The following is a 20,391-nucleotide window of genomic DNA, read 5'->3' on the forward strand; positions in this document are numbered from 1 at the left end:
GTCAGGGGTTCCAGAGCAGGGCGGTGGCGATCGCGGCGACGCCCTCGCCGCGGCCGGTCAGGCCGAGCCCGTCGGTGGTGGTGGCCGACACCGACACCGGCGCTCCCACGGCGTCCGACAGCGCCTGTTCGGCCTCGGCGCGACGCGGACCGAGGCGCGGCCGGTTGCCGATCACCTGGATCGCGACGTTGCCGACCTCGAAGCCGGCCGCGCGGACCCGCCGGGCGGTCTCCGCGAGCAGGGTCGCGCCCGAGGCTCCGGCCCACGCGGGCTCCGACGTACCGAAGTTCGAGCCCAGGTCGCCCAGCCCGGCCGCGGACAGGAGCGCGTCGCAGGCGGCGTGCGCGGCGACGTCGGCGTCGGAGTGGCCCTCGAGGCCCTGCGGCTCGTCGGGCCAGGCGAGACCAGCGAGGTGGAGGGGCACGCCGTCGACCAGGCGGTGTACGTCGGTGCCGATGCCGACGCGGGGCGTAAGGGACTCGTAAGGCACGGGGTGATCATGCCTGACGTGGCGGAGGGAGAATGAAGGTCGTGAAGACATCTCGCGGCGCCTGGGCGGTGGCCGGCGTCGTGGCCGGCCTGACCGGCCTGGCCACCAGCTACTTCGTCGCGATGGTGATGACGATCCGCTCCTCGCCCGTCGTCGCGATCGCCGAGCTCGTCATCCGGATGACGCCCGGCCGCTGGGCCGAGAAGGCCATCTCGATCGTCGGCCACAAGGACAAGCCGATCCTCGTCGGCGTGATCCTCGTGGCCAGCGTGCTGCTGTTCGCGGTCGCCGGCCGGCTCGCCGCCAGCGCCTGGTGGAAGTCCACGCTCCTCTTCGCGGCCCTCGCCGGCGTCGCCACGTGGTCGGTCGCGAGCGAGCACAACCCGAGCGGCGTCGACTTCCTCCCCGTGGTCGTGGGCTTCGTGACCTGGCTGGTCAGCCTGGCGCTGCTCTCGCAGTCCCTGGTGGGCCGGCCCGCCCCGACGGCGGTGGACGGCGAGGAGGCGCCCGCGGGCCGCTCGCGCCGCGGCTTCCTGATCGGTGCCGGCGCCATGGCCGCGCTGGCGATTGCTCTCAGCGGCGTCGGCCGCGTGGTCGGCGCCGGCCGCCGCCACGTCGAGCAGACCCGCCGCCTGCTCCGGCTCTCCGGAGTCTCCCAGCCCACCGTGCCGGCCGGCGCGCGGCTGGACCTGCCGGGCCTGCACCCGTGGATGACGCCGTCCGACGACTTCTACAAGATCCACACCGCCATCGTGGTGCCGGCCATCGAGCCGGTCGACTGGAAGCTGCGCATCCACGGCCTGGTCGACCACGAGGTCGAGATCACCTACCAGGACCTGCTCGACCGGCAGCTCACCGAGGGCTGGATCACGCTCAATTGCGTCTCCAACCCGGTCGGGGGCGACCTGATCGGCAACGCCTGGTGGAGCGGCGTACGCCTCGCCGAGCTGCTGGCCGAGGCCGGCCTGCACCCCGACGCCGACGCCGTCCTCCAGACCTCCGACGACGGCTGGACCTGCGGCACTCCGGTCAGCGCCCTGACCGACGACCGCAACGCGATGCTGGCCGTCGCGATGAACGGCAAGCCGCTGCCGATCGACCACGGCTTCCCGGTGCGCACGATCGTGCCCGGCCTCTACGGCTACGTCTCGGCCTGCAAGTGGGTCGTGGACATGGAGGTCACGAAGTTCTCCGAGATCAGCGCCTACTGGACGCAGCGCGGCTGGGGCGAGCAGGGGCCGGTGAAGATGTCCTCGCGGATCGACGTGCCCCGCTTCGGCGACAAGGTCGACCCCGGCGACGTCCGGGTCGGGGGCGTCGCCTGGTCGCAGCACACGGGCATCAGCGCCGTGGAGGTCGCGCTCGACGGCGGCGACTGGCAGCCGGCCGAGATCTCGCACCCGCCGACCGACGACGCGTGGGTCCAGTGGGCCGCCACCGTGTCCGCCGCCCCCGGCGACCACACGCTCAAGGTGCGCGCCACCGACAAGAACGGTCTCGTGCAGACCGGGGCCGTCGCCGACGTGCTGCCCGACGGGGCGACGGGCTGGCACACGATCGGCTTCACCGCGAGGGCCTGACGGGGGGGCGGGGCAGCCTCGCCGCAATAATTCTCAATGTCGATAATCTTGATATCGAGACATTGATCACTCAACCACAAGAGGTTGGGGTGGGCGTGAGCGGGCACGGGTAGATCAGCACCGCAGCATCTCGGGGTCGAGCAGCGGATCATCCACAGCTCCAGGGGGACCCACCCAGCATGAAGATCTATGCGGTCATCGCCGCTTCCGTCGCCACACTCGGCGCCTCACTCCTCGTCGCCGGACCGGCCGAGGCCCACACGCCCAACTTCTCCGCCTCGTGCGACGGCGTGCACGTCGGCGCCACGGCGTACGACGCCGCCATGCAGAACCACTGGTCGGTGACCATCGACGGCACCACGCAGAGCGGCACCTTCGGGTCGTCGTTCGACCAGACCTTCCCGGTCCCGCAGGACGGCGCCACCACGGCGTGGTCGGCCGTGGTCGAGGCCGAGGACGGCACCTACCACTTCGCCGACTCCGGCTCGGTCGGCCCGTGCGGCACGCCCGCCGACGCGTGCGCCGACCTGCCCGGCAACCAGCCGGCCGGCACGGCCTGCACCCCGCCCCCGGACGTCATCCGCGTCGACCACCAGTCGCTCGATGGCTGCTCGGTGCAGCTGGACGGCACGACGTACGGCGCCGGCGTGCTGACCTACGACGAGGAGTACACCGACACCTACGTCTTCAACGAGACCACGCAGACGTGGGACCTGGTCACCGACACGACCCCCATGACCAGCAACCTGGTCTTCACCCCGTGGACGGTCCAGCAGGGTGTGCACCACCAGTGCGCGACCCAGCCGAACCAGCCGCCCGCGACCCACACCTCGCACTCCACGAGCCACGTGGACTGCTCGTCGGACGAGATCGTGACCACCACGGTCTCCTCGACCACGCCGTTCGTCTACGACGCCGCGACCAACACGTGGGTGCCCGGCCAGACCGTGACCCAGACGTCGACCACGAGCACCCCGGTCCAGCAGGGCCGTTGCTCGCACATCGACGTCAAGGGCACCCAGGCCGTGCAGCTCACCTCGCAGACCGACCAGCCGCAGCTGCCGACGGTCGTCGACGCGGGCCTGCCCGGCACCACCACGGCCAAGCTCGCCCCGGTCGCCTCGACCTCGTCGACGGGGAACGCGCTCAGCCTGCTGCTCCTGACGGCGGGCAGTGCCCTGCTCGTCCTCGCGGGAGCCGGCGTGCGTCGCGGGACCCGCTGACCTCCAGCACGTCCGAGCACGCATGACGTCAGGCCTCCCCGGTGACCCGGGGAGGCCTGACGCGTTTCACCAGTTGGTGTGCACGCCGCCCGGAAGCGGGTGGGCGTCGTCGGTGATGACGTACACGAGCCCGCCGGAGCGCGGGAGCCAGGCGTCCTCGAACTGCCCGCGGTCGTAGGTGCGCCGCACGCCGTCGCGGGTCCGCGCCGCCGGGTCGTTGACCACGACGTCGCCGGTGTCGGTGAAGCCCGCGATCACCACGAGGTGGCCGTTGGAGGCCGAGATCGGGGCGCCGGACAGCTCGCCGCTGCCGAACGAGATGGACGCGACCAGCGGGATCCCGGCGACGATGAACTGCTCGGCCTCCCGCAGCGACCGCAGCCGGGTCACGAAGGCGTGCCCCGCCAGGGGAGCGGCGTAGGCGGTGTTGAAGGGCCAGTTGCCGGTCCCCTCGTACGCCGCGTCGTAGGTCGACCGCGCGGCCTCGTCGACCCACGGGTCGGTGTGCCCGCTGGGCACCCACGCCCAGGTCGAGGGGTCGGGCAGCGCGTCGTAGTAGCCGAGCACCATCGAGGTGGACGTCGGCGAGCACCAGGCCTCGCCCCCACCGCCCCAGCGGGGGTAGTGGCCGCGGTGCGCCATCTGGGAGTAGCGCGGCACGTCGAGGACGACCCCGCGCGCGACCCCGGGCCGCGAGGTCGCGGCGTCACCCGCGGGCAGCCGCGAGGTCATCGCGCCGAGGGTGTCGACGGCCGGGGACGCGGTCGTCGCACCCGCGACCCGCATCAGCGAGACCCGCAGCTGCCAGGACGTGAAGCCGCCCGGCGCGGTGAGGGTGTCCACGTCGACGTCGGCCAGGTCGTCGCCCTGCCCGCCCACCGAGGTGCGCGTCGTGAACCCGTCGCCGCTGGTCCAGCGGCCCAGCGTGTCCCAGCTCGACGTGGTGCCCGAGGCCGACCGGCCGCGGGCCTGCACCTCGATCCACGAGTCGCCGGGGGTGGTCGCGGACCAGGAGGCGACGAGCTGGGTCAGCGCGAAGGCCGACGTCGTCCAGGGGCCGGTCCACGAGCCGCGGTCGTAGTGGCGGCCGTCGTAGGTCCGGGCGGCCAGCGGCGTCCCGAGGACGAGCCGGCCGTGGGCGACCCGGACCCCGGCGAGGGTGCCGGTGCGGAGGTCCGCACCGGTGTCCCACGCGGCGTACGCGATCGGGCGGGCGGGGGCGGCGGAGGCGGGGGCTGCGGCCAGTCCCGGGACCGCCGCGAGGCCGAGAACGAGGGACACCAGCGCGGATGTGTGGGCACGCACCTCGCGACTCTAGACTGAGCCGGGTGACCTTCAGGCTGTACGACACCGCGACCCGCGAAGTCCGTGACTTCGTCCCCCTCGAGGAGGGGAAGGCGGGTCTCTACGTGTGTGGCCTGACGGTGCAGAGCGAGCCCCACGTCGGCCACGTGCGCTCGGGCGTCAACTTCGACGTCCTGCAGCGCTGGCTGCGGCACGCCGGCTACGAGGTCACGTTCATCCGCAACACCACCGACATCGACGACAAGATCCTCGCCAAGGCCGCCGAGCAGGGCCGCCCCTGGTACAACCTCGCCTACGCGATGCACCGCGAGCTCGACAAGGCCTACGCGGCGCTCAACGTCGCGCCGCCGACCTACGAGCCCGCCGCCACGGGCCACGTCCCCGAGATGATCGAGCTGATCACCGCGCTGATCACCAAGGGGCACGCGTACGCCGCCGAGGACGGCTCGGGCGACGTCTACTTCGACGTCCGCTCGTGGCCGCAGTACGGCGAGCTCACCCGCCAGCGCATCGAGGACATGGAGGCGGCCGAGGACGCCGACCCGCGGGGCAAGCGCGACCCCCGCGACTTCGCGCTGTGGAAGGGCTGGAAGAAGGACTCCGAGCCCGAGACCGCCGCGTGGCCCTCGCCGTGGGGGCCCGGACGTCCCGGCTGGCACATCGAGTGCTCGGCCATGGCCGGCAAGTACCTCGGCAAGGCCTTCGACATCCACGGCGGCGGCGTCGACCTGCGCTTCCCGCACCACGAGAACGAGCAGGCCCAGTCCCGCGCGGCCGGGCACCCGTTCGCGTCGTACTGGATGCACAACGCGTGGATCACCACCGCCGGCGAGAAGATGAGCAAGTCGCTCGGCAACAGCCTCACGATCCCGGCCGTCCTGGGCCGCTTCCGCGGCATCGAGCTGCGCTACTACCTCGTGTCCGCGCACTACCGCAGCCACGTCGAGTTCAGCTTCGAGGCGCTGGAGGAGTCGGCCGTCGGGTTCCGCCGGATCGAGGGCTTCCTGGCCCGCGCGCGTGCGGTGCTCGGCGAGATCCCGGCCGACGGCATGCCCTGCGCCGACTTCGTCAACGCGATGGACGACGACCTCGGCACCCCCGCCGCCGTCGCCGCCATCCACGAGGTCGCCCGCGAGGGCAACAAGCTCCTCGCCGGCGGCGACAGCGCCGCCCTCCGCGGCACCGCCGCATCGGTGCTGGCGATGCTCGACGTGCTGGGCCTCTCGCCCGACGACGTCGCGTGGGCCAGCAGCACCGGCGGCCACGAGCAGCAGCTCACCGAGGCCGTGGACGTGCTCGTCCGCGGGCTGCTCGAGCAGCGCGCGGAGGCGCGCGCCAGCAAGGACTTCTCGACCGCCGACGCGATCCGCGACCGGATCAAGGCCGCCGGCATCGAGATCGAAGACACCCCCACCGGACCCTCGTGGTCACTGGAAGCAGGCAAGAAGTAATGGCAGGGAACAGTCAGCGCAAGGGCGCGATCAAGAAGACCGGCAAGGGCAACCCCACCGCCGGCTCCGGTGGTCGCGTGCGCCGTGGTCTCGAGGGCAAGGGCCCCACGCCCAAGGCCAAGGACCGCCCCAACCACAAGGTCTACAAGCAGGTCAACAAGGTCGACAAGTCGGCCGCGGCGCGCCCGAAGCGGCGTACGACGAAGAGCTCGGACGCCGAGTGGATCGCCGGGCGCAACTCCGTGGTCGAGGCGCTGCGCGAGGGTGTGCCGGTCAACGGCATCTACGTCGCCGAGGGCGCCGAGCGCGACAGTCGGCTGCGTGAGGCGTTCAAGCTCGCCGCCGACAAGGGCCTGAACCTCCTCGAGGTCACCCGCAACGAGATGGACCGGATGACCGGCGGCGCCGTGCACCAGGGCCTCTGCGCGCGGATCCCCGCCTACGAGTACGCCCACCCCGACGACCTGCTCGACGCGGCGGCGGCCAACGGCGAGAAGCCGCTGATCGTGGCGCTCGACCAGGTCACCGACCCCCGCAACCTCGGCGCGATCGTGCGCAGCGCGGCCGGCTTCGGCGCCCACGGCGTGCTGATCCCCGAGCGGCGCGCGGCCGGCATGACCGCCTCGGCGTGGAAGACCAGCGCCGGCGCGGCCGCCCGCATCCCGGTCGCCCAGACGGTCAACCTGACCCGTCAGCTCAAGGCCTACCAGGACGCCGGCTGCATGGTCATCGGGCTCGCGGCCGACGGTGACATCACGCTGCCCGAGCTCGACCTGGCCGACGGCCCGCTCGTCGTGGTCGTCGGCTCGGAGGGCAACGGGCTGTCCCGCCTGGTCGCCGAGACCTGCGACCAGCTCGTGTCGATCCCGATGGCCAACCAGGTCGAGTCGCTCAACGCGGGCGTGGCGGCGTCGGTGACGCTCTACGCCATCGCCCAGGCGCGCGCCTGACCATGGCCTCCTCTCCGCAGTCCACGGGTCGTGTGCCCGAGGACGCGCGGGGGCGCGTGCTCAGGCACACGGCGACGGTGTCGCGGCTGACGGCGTACGTCGCGGTCTGGACGATCGTCGCCTTCCTGGCCGGTCTGCTGTTCTTCCTGTCCAGCAGCCGCACGGTCGTGGTGGCCAGCCACGACGCCCAGGTCAGCCCCGACCTCGGCGGACACGTGGTCGTCCACACCGGGCCGGTGCTGCCGGACTTCCGGCTCGACACCGGCAACACCCTGGGCGTCGACATCCGCCTGGGCAAGACCGAGGCGCGCTCGACCGACGACCTCGTCCGGCGCTACATCTCCATCGCGGGACAGCCGGACGCGCAGGTCGCCAAGGTCAAGGACGCCGTGGTCGACATGGCGTGGGACGCCGCACTCCGCGGCGCCGTCGTCGGCCTGGTGCCGATCCTGGTCTGGCTGCTCCTCGGCAGGAGGCGGCGGCGGGACCTGGGTGCCCGCGCCCTGGGGCCGCAGGGCGCGCTGGCCGGACTGCTCGTCGTCTTCCTCGTGCTGATGGCGTGGCAGCCGTGGACGCGCAACGAGTCGGTGGTGGAGTCCGAACACCCGTGGATGTCCCTGGGCGACTTCGTCGGCCCCGACGTCACGCTGCCCGAGGAGGCGGCCGGGATCGAGGTGCGCGGTGACGTCACCACGGACCAGACCCGACGCCTGCTCACCAGCGCGATCTCCAAGTACGAGTCGAGCAAGAGCTGGTACGTCACCGCCGCCACCGATGCCGCGGCCCTCGACCTGCACCAGCCCTCGGAGGGCGAGACGGTCGTCGTGCTCGTCGCCGACCGGCACGACAACATCGGCATGGACCAGGTCGCCCGCGCCCTCGGCGACGCGGCGGGCGCCACGGCCGTCTTCGACGCCGGTGACGACACCTCGGCCGGCAAGTCGTGGGAGGAGTTCAGCCTCGACTCGGTGACCCAGGCCTTCGACGGGCTCCGGCGCTACGGCGTCGCCGGCAACCACGACCACGGCACGTTCGTCTCGTCCTACCTCGACAGCCACGGCTGGACGATGATGGACGGCGAGGTCACCGACGGGCCGGACGGCGCGACGCTGCTCGGCGTCGACGACCCCCGATCCAGCGGCCTGGGGGCCTGGCGGGACGAGACCGGGCTGAGCTTCGACGAGGTGGGCCAGCGGCTCTCCGACGTCGCGTGCGCCTCTCCGGTGCGGGTCAGCACGATGCTCGTGCACGACGCCGACCTCGCCGCCGACGCGCTCGCCCGCGGCTGCGTCGACCTGGTCCTGGCCGGCCACCTGCACGTCCAGGAGGGGCCGACCCGGGTGGTGGGCAGCAACGGCCAGGTGGGGTACTCCTACACGACCGGCACGGCGGGCGGGGCGGCGTACGCCATCGCGATCGGGGGCAAGCCGCGCCGCGATGCCCAGATCAGCCTGGTGACGTACCGCGACGGACGGCCGGTCGGGATCCAGCCGGTGACGCTGCGGACGACCGGCGAGTTCCACGTCGCCGCCTACATCCCCCTCGTGCTCACCCCGTCGCGCGTGGAGACGGCTCAGAAGTAGTCGCGGATGTGCACCTGGCGGCCGCCGAGCAGCGCGTCGAGCGTGGCGTCGAACGCCGCGTCGCCACCGGTGAGGTGTCCGGCGAGGCGCAGGTTGCCCGCGGACTGCGCGCCGGCGTAGGCGAGCGCGAGGCCCTGCGGGGTCAGCTCCGCCGCCCCGTCGGGTACGTCGCCCGCCGTGCAGCTGGCCTGGCCGTCGGCGACGACGAGCCGGTAGCCGCCGTCCATGGTGCCGAGCGGGTCGCCGGCGACGCGGAATGCGATCGAGGCGACCCCGACCAGCGGCAGCGCCTCGAACGCCCCGACCACGTCGTGCACGCGGAGCATGTAGGGGTGGCGGTGCACGACCTCCCACTCGGGGAAGGGCAGCACGAGGCGGGCCAGGTCGTCGCCGCTGGTGTGGACGCGGACCCGGCCGGTGACACTGCCGAAGCTGCCGAGCAGCCGCCACAGCGCGCGGGCGGCGTCGGGGGTCAGCGCGACGAGGTCCTCGACCTCGATCGAGGCGGCGGCGTCGTAGCCGGTGCCGCGCTGCCACATCACGTAGCCGACCACGCCGGTGTCGTCCTCGGCGAGCGTGATGCCGGTGAACGCGCCGACCACCTCCTCGTCCGGAGCGGGGAACGACGGGCCCGAGCGGGTCAGCGGGCCGTTCTGCTGGGCCGCCCACGCGTCGTACACCACGCGGACGGCGGGCATGTCGACAGCGGTGGCACGGCGGGTGGTCGTGCCCGTCGGGGCGGCGACCGACGCGAGGGCGGCGGTCGGGACCTCGACGGTGTCGTAGGAGCCGATCAGCTCGTAGCCGAAGCGGCGGTAGATCCCCGGGGCGGTCGGGAAGAGGGTCGAGATCACCTGGCCGCGGGTGGCGGCGTCGGCGAGCGTGGCCGCGAAGAGGTCGGTCAGCAGGCCCGCACCACGGCGCTCGGCCACGACGGTGACACCCGCGATCCCGCACGTGGGGACGTGCACGCCGCGCCACCACGAGTCGTAGTCGCGGGCGATCATCCGCGCGACCAGGGCGTCGTCCTCGAAGGAGCCCCAGGAGTGGCGGCCCGGGTAGGGGTAGTCGGCCGGGTCGGGCATCACGAAGTCGCTCGGCGGCGCTCCGAAGGCTTCCATGCCGAGGCGGACAGACGCCTCGAGGTCGTCGCGGGTCAGGGGGCGGGTATGGCGGTTCGGCACGGGGGCACTCTGCCTGCTTTTCGCACGTCCTGCCCGCGGATTTCGGGCGCCCTGTGGATGACGGTCCGGCCCTACCCCTCTGGTGGGTAGGAGGCCGGCATGGATCCGGTCGGCGCGCTCGAGCGGCTCGGCGGCATCGCCACCACCGAGCGCCTGCTGCGCCTCACCACCCCCGCTCGGCTGCGCGCCGCGTGGCTGGCTGGGACGGTCGTGCGCCTCCGGCGCGGGATCTACGCGCTCCCCGGAGCCGAGCGGGCGATCGCCGCGGCTGCCCGGTTCGGCGGGATCGTGTCGCACCTCTCGGCGGCCCAGCTGCACGGCTGGGAGGTGGCGTTCCCTCCCACGTGTCCGTGGGTGACCGTGCCGCGCAACAGGGAGGTCCGGGAGCGCCGCGGGAGCCTGGTCTTCTGGGCCGACCTGGACGACGAGCGCAGGCCGGTGACCACGCCACTCCGGACCGTCCTGGACTGCGGCCGGCGGCTGGCGCCCGGGCCCGCCCTGGCCGTGGCCGACTCGGCGCTGCGCCACCGTGCGGTCGACCGCGACGAGCTGGAGGTGGCGGCGGCCGGAGTCCGCGGGAAGGGTGCGGCGAAGGTGCGCTGGATCGCCGCGCATGCCGACGGGCGAGCCTTCAACCCGTTCGAGTCGATGCTCCGCGAGCTCGCGTTGCGGGCGGGGCTCGACGTCGTCCCGCAGCAGCCGGTCGGGCTGCCGGGACGCACGGTCCATCCGGACCTCGTCGACCTGCGGCGCCGCCTCGTGATCGAGGCGGACTCGTGGGAGTTCCACACGGGGCGGGAGGCCCACGACCGCGACTGCCGCCGCTACGACGAGCTCGTCCTGGCCGGCTGGACGGTGCTGCGCTTCACCTGGCGACAGGTGATGCACGACCCCGACTGGGTGCTCGAGTGCCTGCGTTCTCTCGCGTGATCGACGCCCACGGGGGCAAACAGCGACGAATTCGGCTTGATCGCGTGCTGGGGCGACCGTTTGCCCCCGGGAGCGTTGCCTCGGAATGGGGGCAGGTCCTAGGACGTCCTACGATCGGGGTGTGGCTACCAACGTTGACCGACTGCTGCCCACCGACGAGGCCGAGGCGCTGCTCGCGCTGACCCGCGAGATCGCCGTCAAGGAGCTCGCACCGCAGGTGCACGACATGGAGGAGGCGGCGGCGTTCCCCGCGGAGGCCTACCGGCTGCTGGGCAAGTCGGGGCTGATGAGCCTGCCCTTCGACGAGGCGCACGGCGGGGGCGGCCAGCCCTACGAGGTCTACCTGCAGGTGATCGAGGAGATCGCCGCGGCCTGGCCGAGCGTCGGCGTCGGGACCAGCGTGCACTCCCTGACCGCGACCGTCGTGGCCGCCAACGCGACGCCCGAGCAGTGCGACGTGTGGCTTCCGAAGATGCTGTCGGGGGAGTGGCTGGGTGCCTACTGCCTGTCCGAGCCGCAGGCCGGGTCGGACGTGAGCGGCATCCGCACCAAGGCCGTCCGCGACGGTGACGACTACGTCGTGACCGGCACCAAGCAGTGGATCAGCAACGGCTCGTGCGCCGACTACTACATCCTCTTCGCCCGGACCTCCGAGGACGCCAAGCGCGGCCTCTCGGCGTTCATCGTCCCCGCCGACACCGCCGGCATGAGCTTCGGTGCGCCGGAGAAGAAGATGGGCCTGGCCTGCGACGTCACCACCCAGGTGATCTTCGAGGGGGCCCGGATCCCGGCCGCCCAGATGGTGGGCGAGGAGGGCGCCGGCATGAAGGTGGCGCTGTCCGCCCTCGACGCCGGCCGGCTCGGCATCGCCGCCGTCGGCACCGGCATCGCCCAGGCCGCGCTCGCCCACGCGGTGGCGTACGCCGGGGAGCGCGAGCAGTTCGGCAAGCCGATCGGCCAGCAGCAGGGCCTGCAGTTCCTGCTCGCCGACATGGCGGCGGACGTCGAGCGCGCGCGGGCGACCTACCTCCACGCGGCGCGGCTCAAGGACGCCGGCCGGCCGTTCTCCCGGCAGGCCTCGATCGCCAAGCTGACCGCCACCGACGCCGCGATGCGGGTCACCACCGACGCGGTGCAGGTGCTCGGCGGCAACGGCTACACGCGGGAGTACCCCGTCGAGCGGCTCTTCCGCGACGCCAAGGTGACCCAGATCTTCGAGGGCACCAACCAGATCCAGCGGATGGTGATCGGCCGGGACCTCCTCCGCTGAGGTAGGCCCGCCCGACTGGATCGGACCACCCTGTGGCCCCCGTCACCTTCTGGAGCATGTGTCGTTGTGAATTGATACGTGTTCTAGAAATGCGGAGGTTCGCATGCTCCAGCGCCGCCCCGGCCCCCGCCGGGCCCCCCGGACCGGGTCGCTGACCCTCGCCGCCTGGGTCGCGCTGCTGTCCCTCGTCCTGGCGGCCTGCGGCAGCCAGCTCGACCCGGCGACGGTCGCCCGCGTCAACGGCACCACGGCCGGCGGTGTCCAGGGCGGCAGTGCGCTCGGGGGCGGTGCCGGCACCCAGGCGGGCGGCGGCACCACCACCGGCGGCGGTACGTCGACCGCCGGTGGCGGCTCGGGGTCCACCGGCGGCGGCTCCTCGGCGAGCGGCGCGACGGGCGGGGGCGGGACCACCCAGGGCAACGGTGACAACGCGGCGACCGGCGGCGGCAAGGGGGGCAGCTGCGCCGGGTTCAAGAACGGCCCGGGGATCACCGACTCGACCATCACCATCGGCAACTCCTCCGACATCTCCGGCCCGGTGCCGGGCCTGTTCGAGGCCAGCCAAGACGCGGTGAAGGCCTACGTCGCCTACTTCAACGCCACCAGCGACATCTGCGGCCGCAAGCTCGAGCTGAAGTCCTACGACAGCCGCACCGACGCCTCGGCCGACCAGCAGGCCTACACCAAGGCCTGCGACGAGACCTTCGCGATGGTCGGCTCGATGTCGGCCTTCGACTCCGGCGGCGCGAGCACCGCCCAGTCCTGCGGGCTGCCGGACCTCCGCTCGGCCGCCGTCACCGGCGACCGCGACCGCTGCACCACCTGCTTCGGCGCCCAGTCGACCGTGGCGACCGAGTTCGAGAACGCCGTCCCCGACTACGTGACCAAGAACCACCCGGACGCCGCCAAGCACGCCGCGATGCTCTACATCAACGCCGGTGCGGCCGCCGAGAACGGCAAGCTCCAGGCCGAGGCGATGGGCAAGCGCGGCATGCACTTCGACTACGTGCAGGGCATCGACATCTCGGAGTTCAACTACGCGCCCTACGTCCAGCAGATGAAGGACAAGGGCGTGCAGTACGTCCAGATGATCGCCTCCACGGCGCAGTTCGTCCGGCTCGCCCAGGCCATGCAGCAGCAGGGCTTCAAGCCTGAGGTCTTCATGCTCGACCCCACGGCGTACACCAAGGACTACGTCGAGAGCGGCGGCGACGCGGTCGAGGGCACCACGCTGTTCATCAACTTCACCCCCTTCGAGGAGGCCTCCTCCAACAAGGAGGAGCAGCTCTACCTGAGCTGGCTGCAGCAGGTGAAGCCGGGCGCGGAGCCCAGCTTCTTCGGGCTGTTCTCGTGGTCGGCGGCCCGGCTGTTCGTTGAGCGGGCCACCGCCCTCGGGGGGAAGCTGAGCCGCCCGGCGCTGATCTCCGACATCGCCAAGGTCGACGGCTGGACGGCCAACGGGCTGCACTCCCCGCAGCACGTCGGCCCCAGGCACACCGGTGACTGCTGGCGGTTCATCCAGCTGCAGCACGGTCGCTGGGTGCCGGTGGGCGGCACCAAGTACACCTGCAACGGCGTCACGACGGTGGGCTGAGGCATGAGCTCGCTGCTGTCGTTCACGATCCTGGGCCTCTTCACGGGGGCGGCGTACGCCATCGCGGCCAGCGGCCTCGTGCTGACCTACACGACGACCCGGGTCTTCAACATCGCGCACGGCGCCTTCGGCATGGTCATGGCCTTCACGTTCTGGGACTTCAGCCAGCGCCAGGGGATGCCGACCTGGCTGGCCCTCGTCCTCGTGCTCGGCGTGGTCGCGCCGGGCACCGGCTGGTTCATCCAGCGCTACGTCACCCGCGGCCTGGGCGAGGGGCCGGTCAGCGTCGCGCTGGTGGTCACCGTCGGCCTGTTCGTGGGCTGCATCGGCCTCGCCCAGCAGATCTGGCCGCCGGCAGCGCGCACCGTCCCGCCGTTCTTCCCCGCCAGCGGCCTGCAGGTCGGCGGCACCTACGTGACCGCCCACCAGGTCATCACGATCGTGCTGTCGGCGGTGGTCGCGCTGCTGCTCTACCTGCTGCTCAACCGCACCCGCATCGGCACCGCCATGCGCGCCTCGGTCGACAACCCCGACCTGCTCAAGCTCTTCGGCGGCAAGCCCCAGCAGGTCGCGTCACTCTCGTGGGCGATCGGCACCTCGCTCGCCGCCCTCGCCGGGATCCTGCTGGTCCCGATCATCGGGCTCGACTACTACGCCCTGACGCTGCTCGTCATCAACGCGTACGCCGCGGCGATGCTCGGCAGGCTCAAGAGCCTGCCCCTGACGTTCGTCGGGGCCATGGGGCTCGGCATCCTCCAGTCGTTCGCGGTCGCCTACCTGCCCTCGCAAGGCGCCCTGTCCGGCATCCGCGCCGTGGTGCCGGCGCTGTTCCTCTTCGGGGTCATCGTGCTGATGCCCCAGGCCCAGCTGCGGATCGGACAGGTCAAGGGCATCGTGTCCGCGCCGCTGCCGTCGACCACGCAGGCGCTCGGCTGGGGTTCCGGCCTCGTGCTGCTGGCCATGGCGCTCGCGGCCGGCATGTCGCAGGCCAACCTGCTGCTGGTGGGCACGGCCGCGACGTACGCCATGGTGATGCTGTCGCTGGTCCTGCTCACCGGCTACGGCGGCCACGTCTCGCTCGCGCAGTTCACCTTCGCCGGCGTCGGTGCGCTGGCCTACGCCAAGCTCGACCAGCCCAACCTCTACGGCCTGCTGCTGTCCGCGTTGATCGCCGCCGCCGTCGGTGCGCTGGTCGCGCTGCCCGTGCTGCGGCTGACGGGGCTCTACCTCGCGCTGTCCACGCTCGCCTTCGGCGTGTTGATGGACAAGATGATCTTCCAGGCCGACTACGCGTTCGGCTACAACGGCACGCTCCACGCCGACCGACTCTCGATCCTGGGCGCGTCGATCAGCTCCACCGGGGCGTACGTCGTGGTGATGGTCGCCTTCTTCGTCCTCATGGGACTGGCGCTGCTCCTGCTGCGCCGCGGGGCGCTCGGCCGCCTGCTGATCGCGATGCGCGACAGCCCGCAGGCCTGCGGCACTCTCGGGCTCGACCTGCGGTGGTGGCGGGTCGGCCTCTTCGGGGCGTCCGCGGGGATGGCCGGGCTGGCGGGTGCGCTGTTCGCCGGGCTGCGCGGCACGATCGGCGCCGCGGACTTCCAGTTCTTCAACAGCCTGCCGCTGCTGCTGCTCGCGGTCGTCTTCGGCGTCACGTCGGTGACCGGGGCGGCGCTGGGCGGCGTGGGCCTGATGCTGCTGCCGGTCCTGCAGTCGTCAAACCCGTCGGCCGCCGGCGCGATCTTCGCGGTGATCGGGTTCGGCGCGGTCGCGCTCGGCCGGGACCCCAACGGGCTGTCCAACCTGCTCTTCGGGCTCGGCCGCCGGCTCGACGCCCGGCTCGGGCTCGGGGACCTGCGCGACCGGCTGCCGCTCGGCGGGCGGCGTACGGGGCGGCGTACGACGGGAGAGGTGCACGCGCATGTCGCTTCTTGAGGTGGACCAGGTGGTCGTCCAGTTCGGCGGGGTCACGGCCGTCGACGGCGCGAGCTTCGCGGCGCAGGCCGGCCGCATCACCGGGCTGATCGGGCCCAACGGGGCGGGCAAGACGACCTGCTTCAACGTGATCAGCGGGCTGCAGAAGCCGACCCGCGGCGAGGTGCGGTTCGACGGGCGGACCGTCACCGGCACTCCCGTGCACCGGCGATCGAAGCGCGGGATGGGGCGCACCTTCCAGCGGCTCGAGGCCTTCGGATCGCTGACGGTCCGCGACAACGTCCGGGTCGCCTTCGACATCCACCGCGGCGTGGCCGGGCTGGTGCGGCCGGTCGCCGCCGACGTCGACGCGCTGCTCGAGCGGGTCGGCATCGCGGCGTACGCCCACGAGCGCGCCGACGCCATCCCCACCGGCACCGCCCGGCTCCTGGAGCTGGCCCGCTGCCTGGCCGCCGACCCCACGCTGCTGCTGCTCGACGAGCCGTCGTCGGGGCTCGACGAGGCCGAGACCGACGCGTTCGGCGAGCTGCTCCGCGGCCTGGCCGCCGAGGGGCGCGGGATCCTGATGGTCGAGCACGACATGGACCTGGTGATGACGGTGTGCGACGAGATCCACGTCCTCGACTTCGGGAAGGTGATCGCGTCCGGCTCGCCGGCCGACATCCGCACCGACCGCCGCGTCCAGGAGGCCTACCTCGGCTACTCCGAGGAGGTCCCCGCATGAGCGTCCCGATCCTCGAGGTCGTCGACCTGCACGCCGCCTACGGCCGCATCGAGGTGCTGCGCGGGGTCGACCTGAGCGTGCCCAAGGGCGCGGTGATGGCGCTGCTCGGCCCCAACGGTGCCGGCAAGAGCACGCTCGTGAAGGTGATCAGCGGCCAGAAGCAGGCGACGTCGGGCGACATCCACCTCGGCGGCGTGCACGTCCGCGGCGCCGCTCCCGAGGAGCTCGCGCGGCTCGGGCTCTGCACGGTCCCCGAGGGCCGGTCGGTCTTCCCCAACCTGACGGTCGAGGAGAACCTCACCCTGATGTCGTACGCCGGCGTCCCGGCCGCCGCGGTCCTCGACACGGCCTACTCCTACTTCCCGCGGCTCCATCAGCGTCGCACCCAGCTCGCCGGCACCATGTCCGGCGGCGAGCAGCAGATGCTGGCCATGTCGCGGGCGCTGGCCTCGGATCCCGCCCTGCTGCTGCTCGACGAGCTGTCGATGGGGCTGGCGCCGCTGATCGTCGACGAGCTCTACGAGACCGTCGCCCAGATCGCGGCCAGCGGCGTCTCGATCCTGTGCATCGAGCAGTTCGCGCGCACCGCCCTGCGCGTCTCGGACTACGCGGCGGTGATGTCCGGCGGCCGCGTCGTCGCCACCGGCGAGCCCGCCGAGATCCTCGCCACGATGTCCGACGTCATCCTCGGAGGAGCAGCATGACCACCAGCCGGCAACGCCTGACGCGATCCCTCGCCGCCGCGGCCGTCGTCGGCACGATGCTCCCGGTCGCCGCGGCCGGGCCCGCGCAGGCGGGCGACTCCGGCGACCCGGCGTACAGCGGGTTCAGCACGCTCGCGACCGCGACGCCGGTCCACGTGGAGATCTACGAGCCGACGATCCCGATCCCGGCCACCCCGCAGGCGGAGCTGAGCTTCGGCTACTCCACCGTGCAGGCCGACACCGGCAGCTCGCGCGGCCGTGCGAGCTACGTCTGGCCGGGCGACGCGGTCGGCGAGGGCTTCAAGACGATCGTGGAGAACCTCGGGCTGCCCCCCGAGCTCAGCGGCCCGATCGCCGACGGCGGCTACCCCGACCAGGTGAACTCCAGCTCGCCGTCGGGGGAGGACACCCAGGCCGACGAGCCGTTCCCCGGCATGGTGATGCGCACACACGCGTCGGCGGACAGGACCGTGGCGTCGACCGGCTACTCCACCGACTGCCAGGTGGACGACGGGGGCGCTGACGGCTCGAGCGACGGCGGCGACGGGGGTACGCCGGGCCTGCCCGGGCTCCCGCCGCTCCCGGGCCTGCCGGTGGTTCAGCCCCCGGCCGCGGCCCAGCCGGCCGCGACGAAGGGGTCCGCGAAGCAGTCGGCGGAGCCGGACACGTCCTGCCAGATCCCGGCCGAGCTGGCGGCGCTGGTCGACTTCGGCGGCTACGTATCGACCAGCTCCTCCACCAACGACGGCTCCACTGTCGCGGCGACCTCACGCGCGGCCCTGTCGGACATCGACCTGCTCGGCGGGGTCATCACGATCTCGGGCGTGCACGCCCGGTCGCTGGCGACCAGCGACGGTGAGCAGGCGAAGCCCAGCGGCAAGGCCGGCTACGGGACGCTCGCGATCGCGGGGCAGGAGTTCACGATCGGGCCCGACGGCATCGAGGGCGGCGGCCATTCCCTGCCGATCCCGGGACTTCCCGACGACCCGGCCAAGGCGCTGGCCCAGCTGGGCGTGCAGGTCACGGTGCCCAAGCCGGCGTACGAACGCGACGGCGACAAGGCCACCAGCACGGTCGCGGGGCTCGTGGTCACCCTCGACACCCACCAGCTGCGCGGCATGCTCGACCAGGTGCCGTTCGACGAGATCGTCGGCGCGGTGCCCGACCAGGCCGGGCAGCTCAAGAGCCTGCTCGGCGCGGCGGTGCACCTCTCGCCGCGGTTCGTGATCACGCTCGGCTCGGCGACCACGGTCGTGGACACCGTGCAGGGCATCGACATCCCGACCACGCCGCCGTCGACCGGCGGCGACGGGTCGACCGGGACGTCCGGCGGGAGCAGCGGCGGGGGCGGCACCAGCGTCGCCCCGCCGTCCGCCGCCCCGCCCGCCGCCGCGCCCGCGGGGGCGGCCCCGGCCGCTGACGGCACGCTCGACGACGCGGCCCCGGCCGCAGCCGGCCTGCCGCCGCTCTACTCGCTGCCCGGCGTGCTCCTCTTCGGCGGCATCGGACTCGCGGCCGCCGGCGGCACCTACCTCCGCAAGATCGGCCTGCTCGCCCTCGGCGGCGCCGGCTCCTGCTCGCACGGCCTCGACAGCGGCCTGCCCGACCTCCGAAAGGCCTGAGAGATGACCACCCTGCCGGCACCGTCCAGCACCGCCACGTCGCTCCCGCGGGCGTCCAGCCGCGGCACCTCGGGCGCCGCGCCGCTCAAGGACAACCACTACCAGCTGCTCCAGATCGTGCTGTTCTGGGCGGGCGCGATCCTGCTGCCGCTCGGGCTCGTGGTGATCGTGCTCGGCTGGTACGGCGCCGCCAACACGCCCTACCAGTACGACCAGCTGTCCTACCTCGTCTCCGGAGGCCTGCTCGGCCTCGGCCTGACGTTCGCCGGCGGGTTCCTCTACTTCGGGGCCTGGCTGGCCCGGATGGCGGCGGACCAGAAGGAGACCGCCAAGCGGCTCGCCGACACCCTCCTCGCCCTCGCCGACGTCACCTCCCGCGCCGCGGCGAGCCGCTCCGACGGGCTCGATGTCTCCGGCCTGCCCGTGACCGCCGGCGACGGCGCCACGATGCACCGCCGCGACTGCCAGCTGATCGCCCACCGCGCCGACCTGCACCCCGTCGGCGAGGACAACGCGCACCTCACCACCTGCCGCGTCTGCCGCCCCTGAGACCAGTCGGGCCGGCGTGAGTCCCGTACGCCGTGGCACCTCACGCCGGCTCGACCGCATCGACTCGAGCTAGATCTCGTCCGCCGCCAGCGCCTCCTCGGGCTTGCGGGTCAGCACGTTGTCGATGTAGTCGCGGGCGGTGTCGAAGATGCTGACCTCGCGGCCGGCGGCCTCGGAGAGGTACCACCGGTGCACGAGGATCTCGTGGAAGATCTCGGCCGGCTCGAGCTTGCCGCGCAGCTCGTGCGGGACCATCGCGATCAGGGGCTCGTAGATCTGGTCGAGCCACTTGTTGGCGACCAGGTAGCGGTCCTCGCGACCGAGGTCCTGGCCCATGGTGAACGCCGCGATGTCGTTGAGCAGCCGCCGCGCCTGGGCGTCCTCGACGTTGAGCCCCGTGAGGCCCTGCAGCTCGCGCTGGTGATGGCCGAGCTCGACGACCTTCGGCTGGATGATCACCTGGTCGCCGTCGAAGTCGGTGACGATGTCGAGCTCGTCGACGTCGAAGCCGAGGTCGTTGAGCCGCTCGATCCGCTGCTCGATGCGCCACATCTCGTGGGCGGAGAACCGCTCCTCGGCGGTCAGCTCGTCCCACAGCGCGTGGTAGCGGTCGGACAGCAGCCCCACGATCTCGAACGCCTGCTCCTCGTCGACGACCGAGTCGCTGGCGCACAGGTCGAGCAGCTCGGCGAAGACGTTCTCGGTCGCCACGGTCAGGTCGTACTCCCGCATGCTCGCCGACAGGCTCTCCTTGAGCTCGCCGGTCTCGGCGTCGACGAGGTACGCCGCGAAGCCGCCCGCGCTGCGGCGGAACAGCACGTTGGACAGCGACACGTCGCCCCAGAAGAAGTCGGCGAGGTGCAGCCGGACGAGCAGCACGACGAGCGCGTCGATCAGGGACGGCAGGTTGGCCGCGGTCATGCCGTGCGAGAACAGGCTGCGGTAGGGCAGTGAGAAGCGCAGGTGCTCGGTGAGCAGGGCGGCCGGGAGCTCCTCGTCGTCGGCGTCCTCGCGGCCGGTCACCACGCCCTGGGGCACGACGGCGGGCAGGCCCATCCGCTGGAGGTCACGCAGGAGGCGGTACTCCCGGAAGGCGATCTCCTCGACCGTCTCCTTGACCGCGTAGGTCCGGTCGCGCAGCCGCACGATCCGCACGACGTGCCGGGACAGGCCGCGGGGCAGGGGCACGACGTACTCGTCGGTCCACTCCTCCAGCGGGGTGTCCCACGGGAGGGTGACGATCGCCGGGTCCGGCCGGCTCGCGACGATCCGAAGTGCCATGCCCGTGAGGCTATTG

General features: G+C 72.5%; 17 protein-coding genes. 13 read left to right on the top strand and 4 right to left on the bottom strand.

Going from position 1 to position 20,391, the window contains the following annotated elements; genetic code table 11:
- Position 1 precedes the first annotated feature (1 nt).
- Positions 2 to 490 carry a 2-C-methyl-D-erythritol 2,4-cyclodiphosphate synthase gene (ispF, locus tag EJF31_RS13545; protein ID WP_125037530.1) on the bottom strand — a complete coding sequence of 163 codons (489 nt, stop codon included), beginning with the start codon at positions 488 to 490 and terminating at the stop codon, positions 2 to 4.
- A 41-nt stretch (positions 491 to 531) separates the two neighbouring features.
- On the opposite strand from ispF, the gene EJF31_RS13550 reads away from it, so the two are divergent.
- On the top strand, positions 532 to 2,070 hold the full coding sequence (locus tag EJF31_RS13550; RefSeq protein ID WP_221767538.1) for a molybdopterin-dependent oxidoreductase: 1,539 nt from the start codon (positions 532 to 534) through the stop codon (positions 2,068 to 2,070).
- A gap of 179 nt (positions 2,071 to 2,249) precedes the next feature.
- Complete coding sequence (locus tag EJF31_RS13555; protein WP_125037532.1) at positions 2,250 to 3,293, top strand: hypothetical protein; 1,044 nt, start codon at positions 2,250 to 2,252, stop codon at positions 3,291 to 3,293.
- Between the two features lie 66 nt (positions 3,294 to 3,359).
- Here the strand turns inward: EJF31_RS13555 and EJF31_RS13560 are convergent, their stop codons facing one another.
- A complete protein-coding gene (locus EJF31_RS13560; RefSeq protein ID WP_221767539.1) occupies positions 3,360 to 4,598 on the bottom strand; it encodes a C39 family peptidase in 1,239 nt (412 codons plus the stop codon).
- On the opposite strand from EJF31_RS13560, the gene cysS reads away from it, so the two are divergent.
- The 3 genes from cysS to EJF31_RS13575 are packed head-to-tail and all read left to right on the top strand — an operon-like array spanning position 4,583 to position 8,582.
- Positions 4,583 to 6,049, top strand: a complete 1,467-nt coding sequence (gene cysS / locus EJF31_RS13565; RefSeq protein ID WP_221767540.1) for a cysteine--tRNA ligase — start codon at positions 4,583 to 4,585, stop codon at positions 6,047 to 6,049. The two genes, EJF31_RS13560 and cysS, sit on opposite strands and share 16 nt — an antisense overlap.
- Complete coding sequence (rlmB, locus tag EJF31_RS13570) at positions 6,049 to 6,999, top strand: 23S rRNA (guanosine(2251)-2'-O)-methyltransferase RlmB (RefSeq protein WP_125037534.1); 951 nt, start codon at positions 6,049 to 6,051, stop codon at positions 6,997 to 6,999. The genes cysS and rlmB overlap by 1 nt, the downstream gene beginning before the upstream one ends.
- 2 nt (positions 7,000 to 7,001) lie before the next feature.
- Positions 7,002 to 8,582 carry a metallophosphoesterase gene (locus EJF31_RS13575; RefSeq protein ID WP_260430829.1) on the top strand — a complete coding sequence of 527 codons (1,581 nt, stop codon included), beginning with the start codon at positions 7,002 to 7,004 and terminating at the stop codon, positions 8,580 to 8,582.
- Here the strand turns inward: EJF31_RS13575 and eis are convergent.
- Positions 8,573 to 9,766: an enhanced intracellular survival protein Eis gene (gene eis / locus EJF31_RS13580; protein WP_185736256.1), complete on the bottom strand. Its 1,194-nt coding sequence runs from the start codon at positions 9,764 to 9,766 to the stop codon at positions 8,573 to 8,575. The two genes, EJF31_RS13575 and eis, sit on opposite strands and share 10 nt — an antisense overlap.
- A gap of 99 nt (positions 9,767 to 9,865) precedes the next feature.
- Here eis and EJF31_RS13585 point away from each other — a divergent pair, with 99 nt between their 5' ends.
- The 8 genes from EJF31_RS13585 (at position 9,866) to EJF31_RS13620 (ending at position 19,094) form a co-directional block, all read left to right on the top strand.
- A complete protein-coding gene (locus EJF31_RS13585) occupies positions 9,866 to 10,696 on the top strand; it encodes a DUF559 domain-containing protein (protein ID WP_185736257.1) in 831 nt (276 codons plus the stop codon).
- 121 nt (positions 10,697 to 10,817) lie between these two features.
- On the top strand, positions 10,818 to 11,966 hold the full coding sequence (locus EJF31_RS13590; protein WP_260430830.1) for an acyl-CoA dehydrogenase family protein: 1,149 nt from the start codon (positions 10,818 to 10,820) through the stop codon (positions 11,964 to 11,966).
- Between the two features lie 103 nt (positions 11,967 to 12,069).
- Positions 12,070 to 13,560 carry an ABC transporter substrate-binding protein gene (locus tag EJF31_RS13595; RefSeq protein ID WP_125037538.1) on the top strand — a complete coding sequence of 497 codons (1,491 nt, stop codon included), beginning with the start codon at positions 12,070 to 12,072 and terminating at the stop codon, positions 13,558 to 13,560.
- A gap of 3 nt (positions 13,561 to 13,563) precedes the next feature.
- Positions 13,564 to 15,495 (top strand): ABC transporter permease, encoded by a 1,932-nt coding sequence (locus EJF31_RS13600; protein ID WP_125037539.1) that lies wholly within the window; start codon positions 13,564 to 13,566, stop codon positions 15,493 to 15,495.
- Positions 15,482 to 16,219: an ABC transporter ATP-binding protein gene (locus tag EJF31_RS13605; RefSeq protein WP_125037540.1), complete on the top strand. Its 738-nt coding sequence runs from the start codon at positions 15,482 to 15,484 to the stop codon at positions 16,217 to 16,219. Before EJF31_RS13600 ends, EJF31_RS13605 begins: the two co-directional genes overlap by 14 nt.
- A complete protein-coding gene (locus tag EJF31_RS13610) occupies positions 16,216 to 16,923 on the top strand; it encodes an ABC transporter ATP-binding protein (RefSeq protein ID WP_125037541.1) in 708 nt (235 codons plus the stop codon). Before EJF31_RS13605 ends, EJF31_RS13610 begins: the two co-directional genes overlap by 4 nt.
- Positions 16,920 to 18,545: a choice-of-anchor P family protein gene (locus EJF31_RS13615; RefSeq protein ID WP_125037542.1), complete on the top strand. Its 1,626-nt coding sequence runs from the start codon at positions 16,920 to 16,922 to the stop codon at positions 18,543 to 18,545. Before EJF31_RS13610 ends, EJF31_RS13615 begins: the two co-directional genes overlap by 4 nt.
- A 3-nt stretch (positions 18,546 to 18,548) precedes the next feature.
- Positions 18,549 to 19,094 carry a hypothetical protein gene (locus EJF31_RS13620; RefSeq protein WP_125037543.1) on the top strand — a complete coding sequence of 182 codons (546 nt, stop codon included), beginning with the start codon at positions 18,549 to 18,551 and terminating at the stop codon, positions 19,092 to 19,094.
- A gap of 69 nt (positions 19,095 to 19,163) precedes the next feature.
- Here the strand turns inward: EJF31_RS13620 and EJF31_RS13625 are convergent, their stop codons facing one another.
- Positions 19,164 to 20,375, bottom strand: coding sequence for a DUF4032 domain-containing protein (locus EJF31_RS13625; RefSeq protein WP_125037544.1), 1,212 nt, complete (start codon positions 20,373 to 20,375; stop codon positions 19,164 to 19,166).
- Between the last annotated feature and the right edge of the window lie 16 nt (positions 20,376 to 20,391).

Source organism: Nocardioides sp. LS1, from assembly GCF_003865225.1.
Taxonomy (GTDB): Bacteria; Actinomycetota; Actinomycetes; order Propionibacteriales; family Nocardioidaceae; genus Nocardioides; species Nocardioides ginsengisegetis.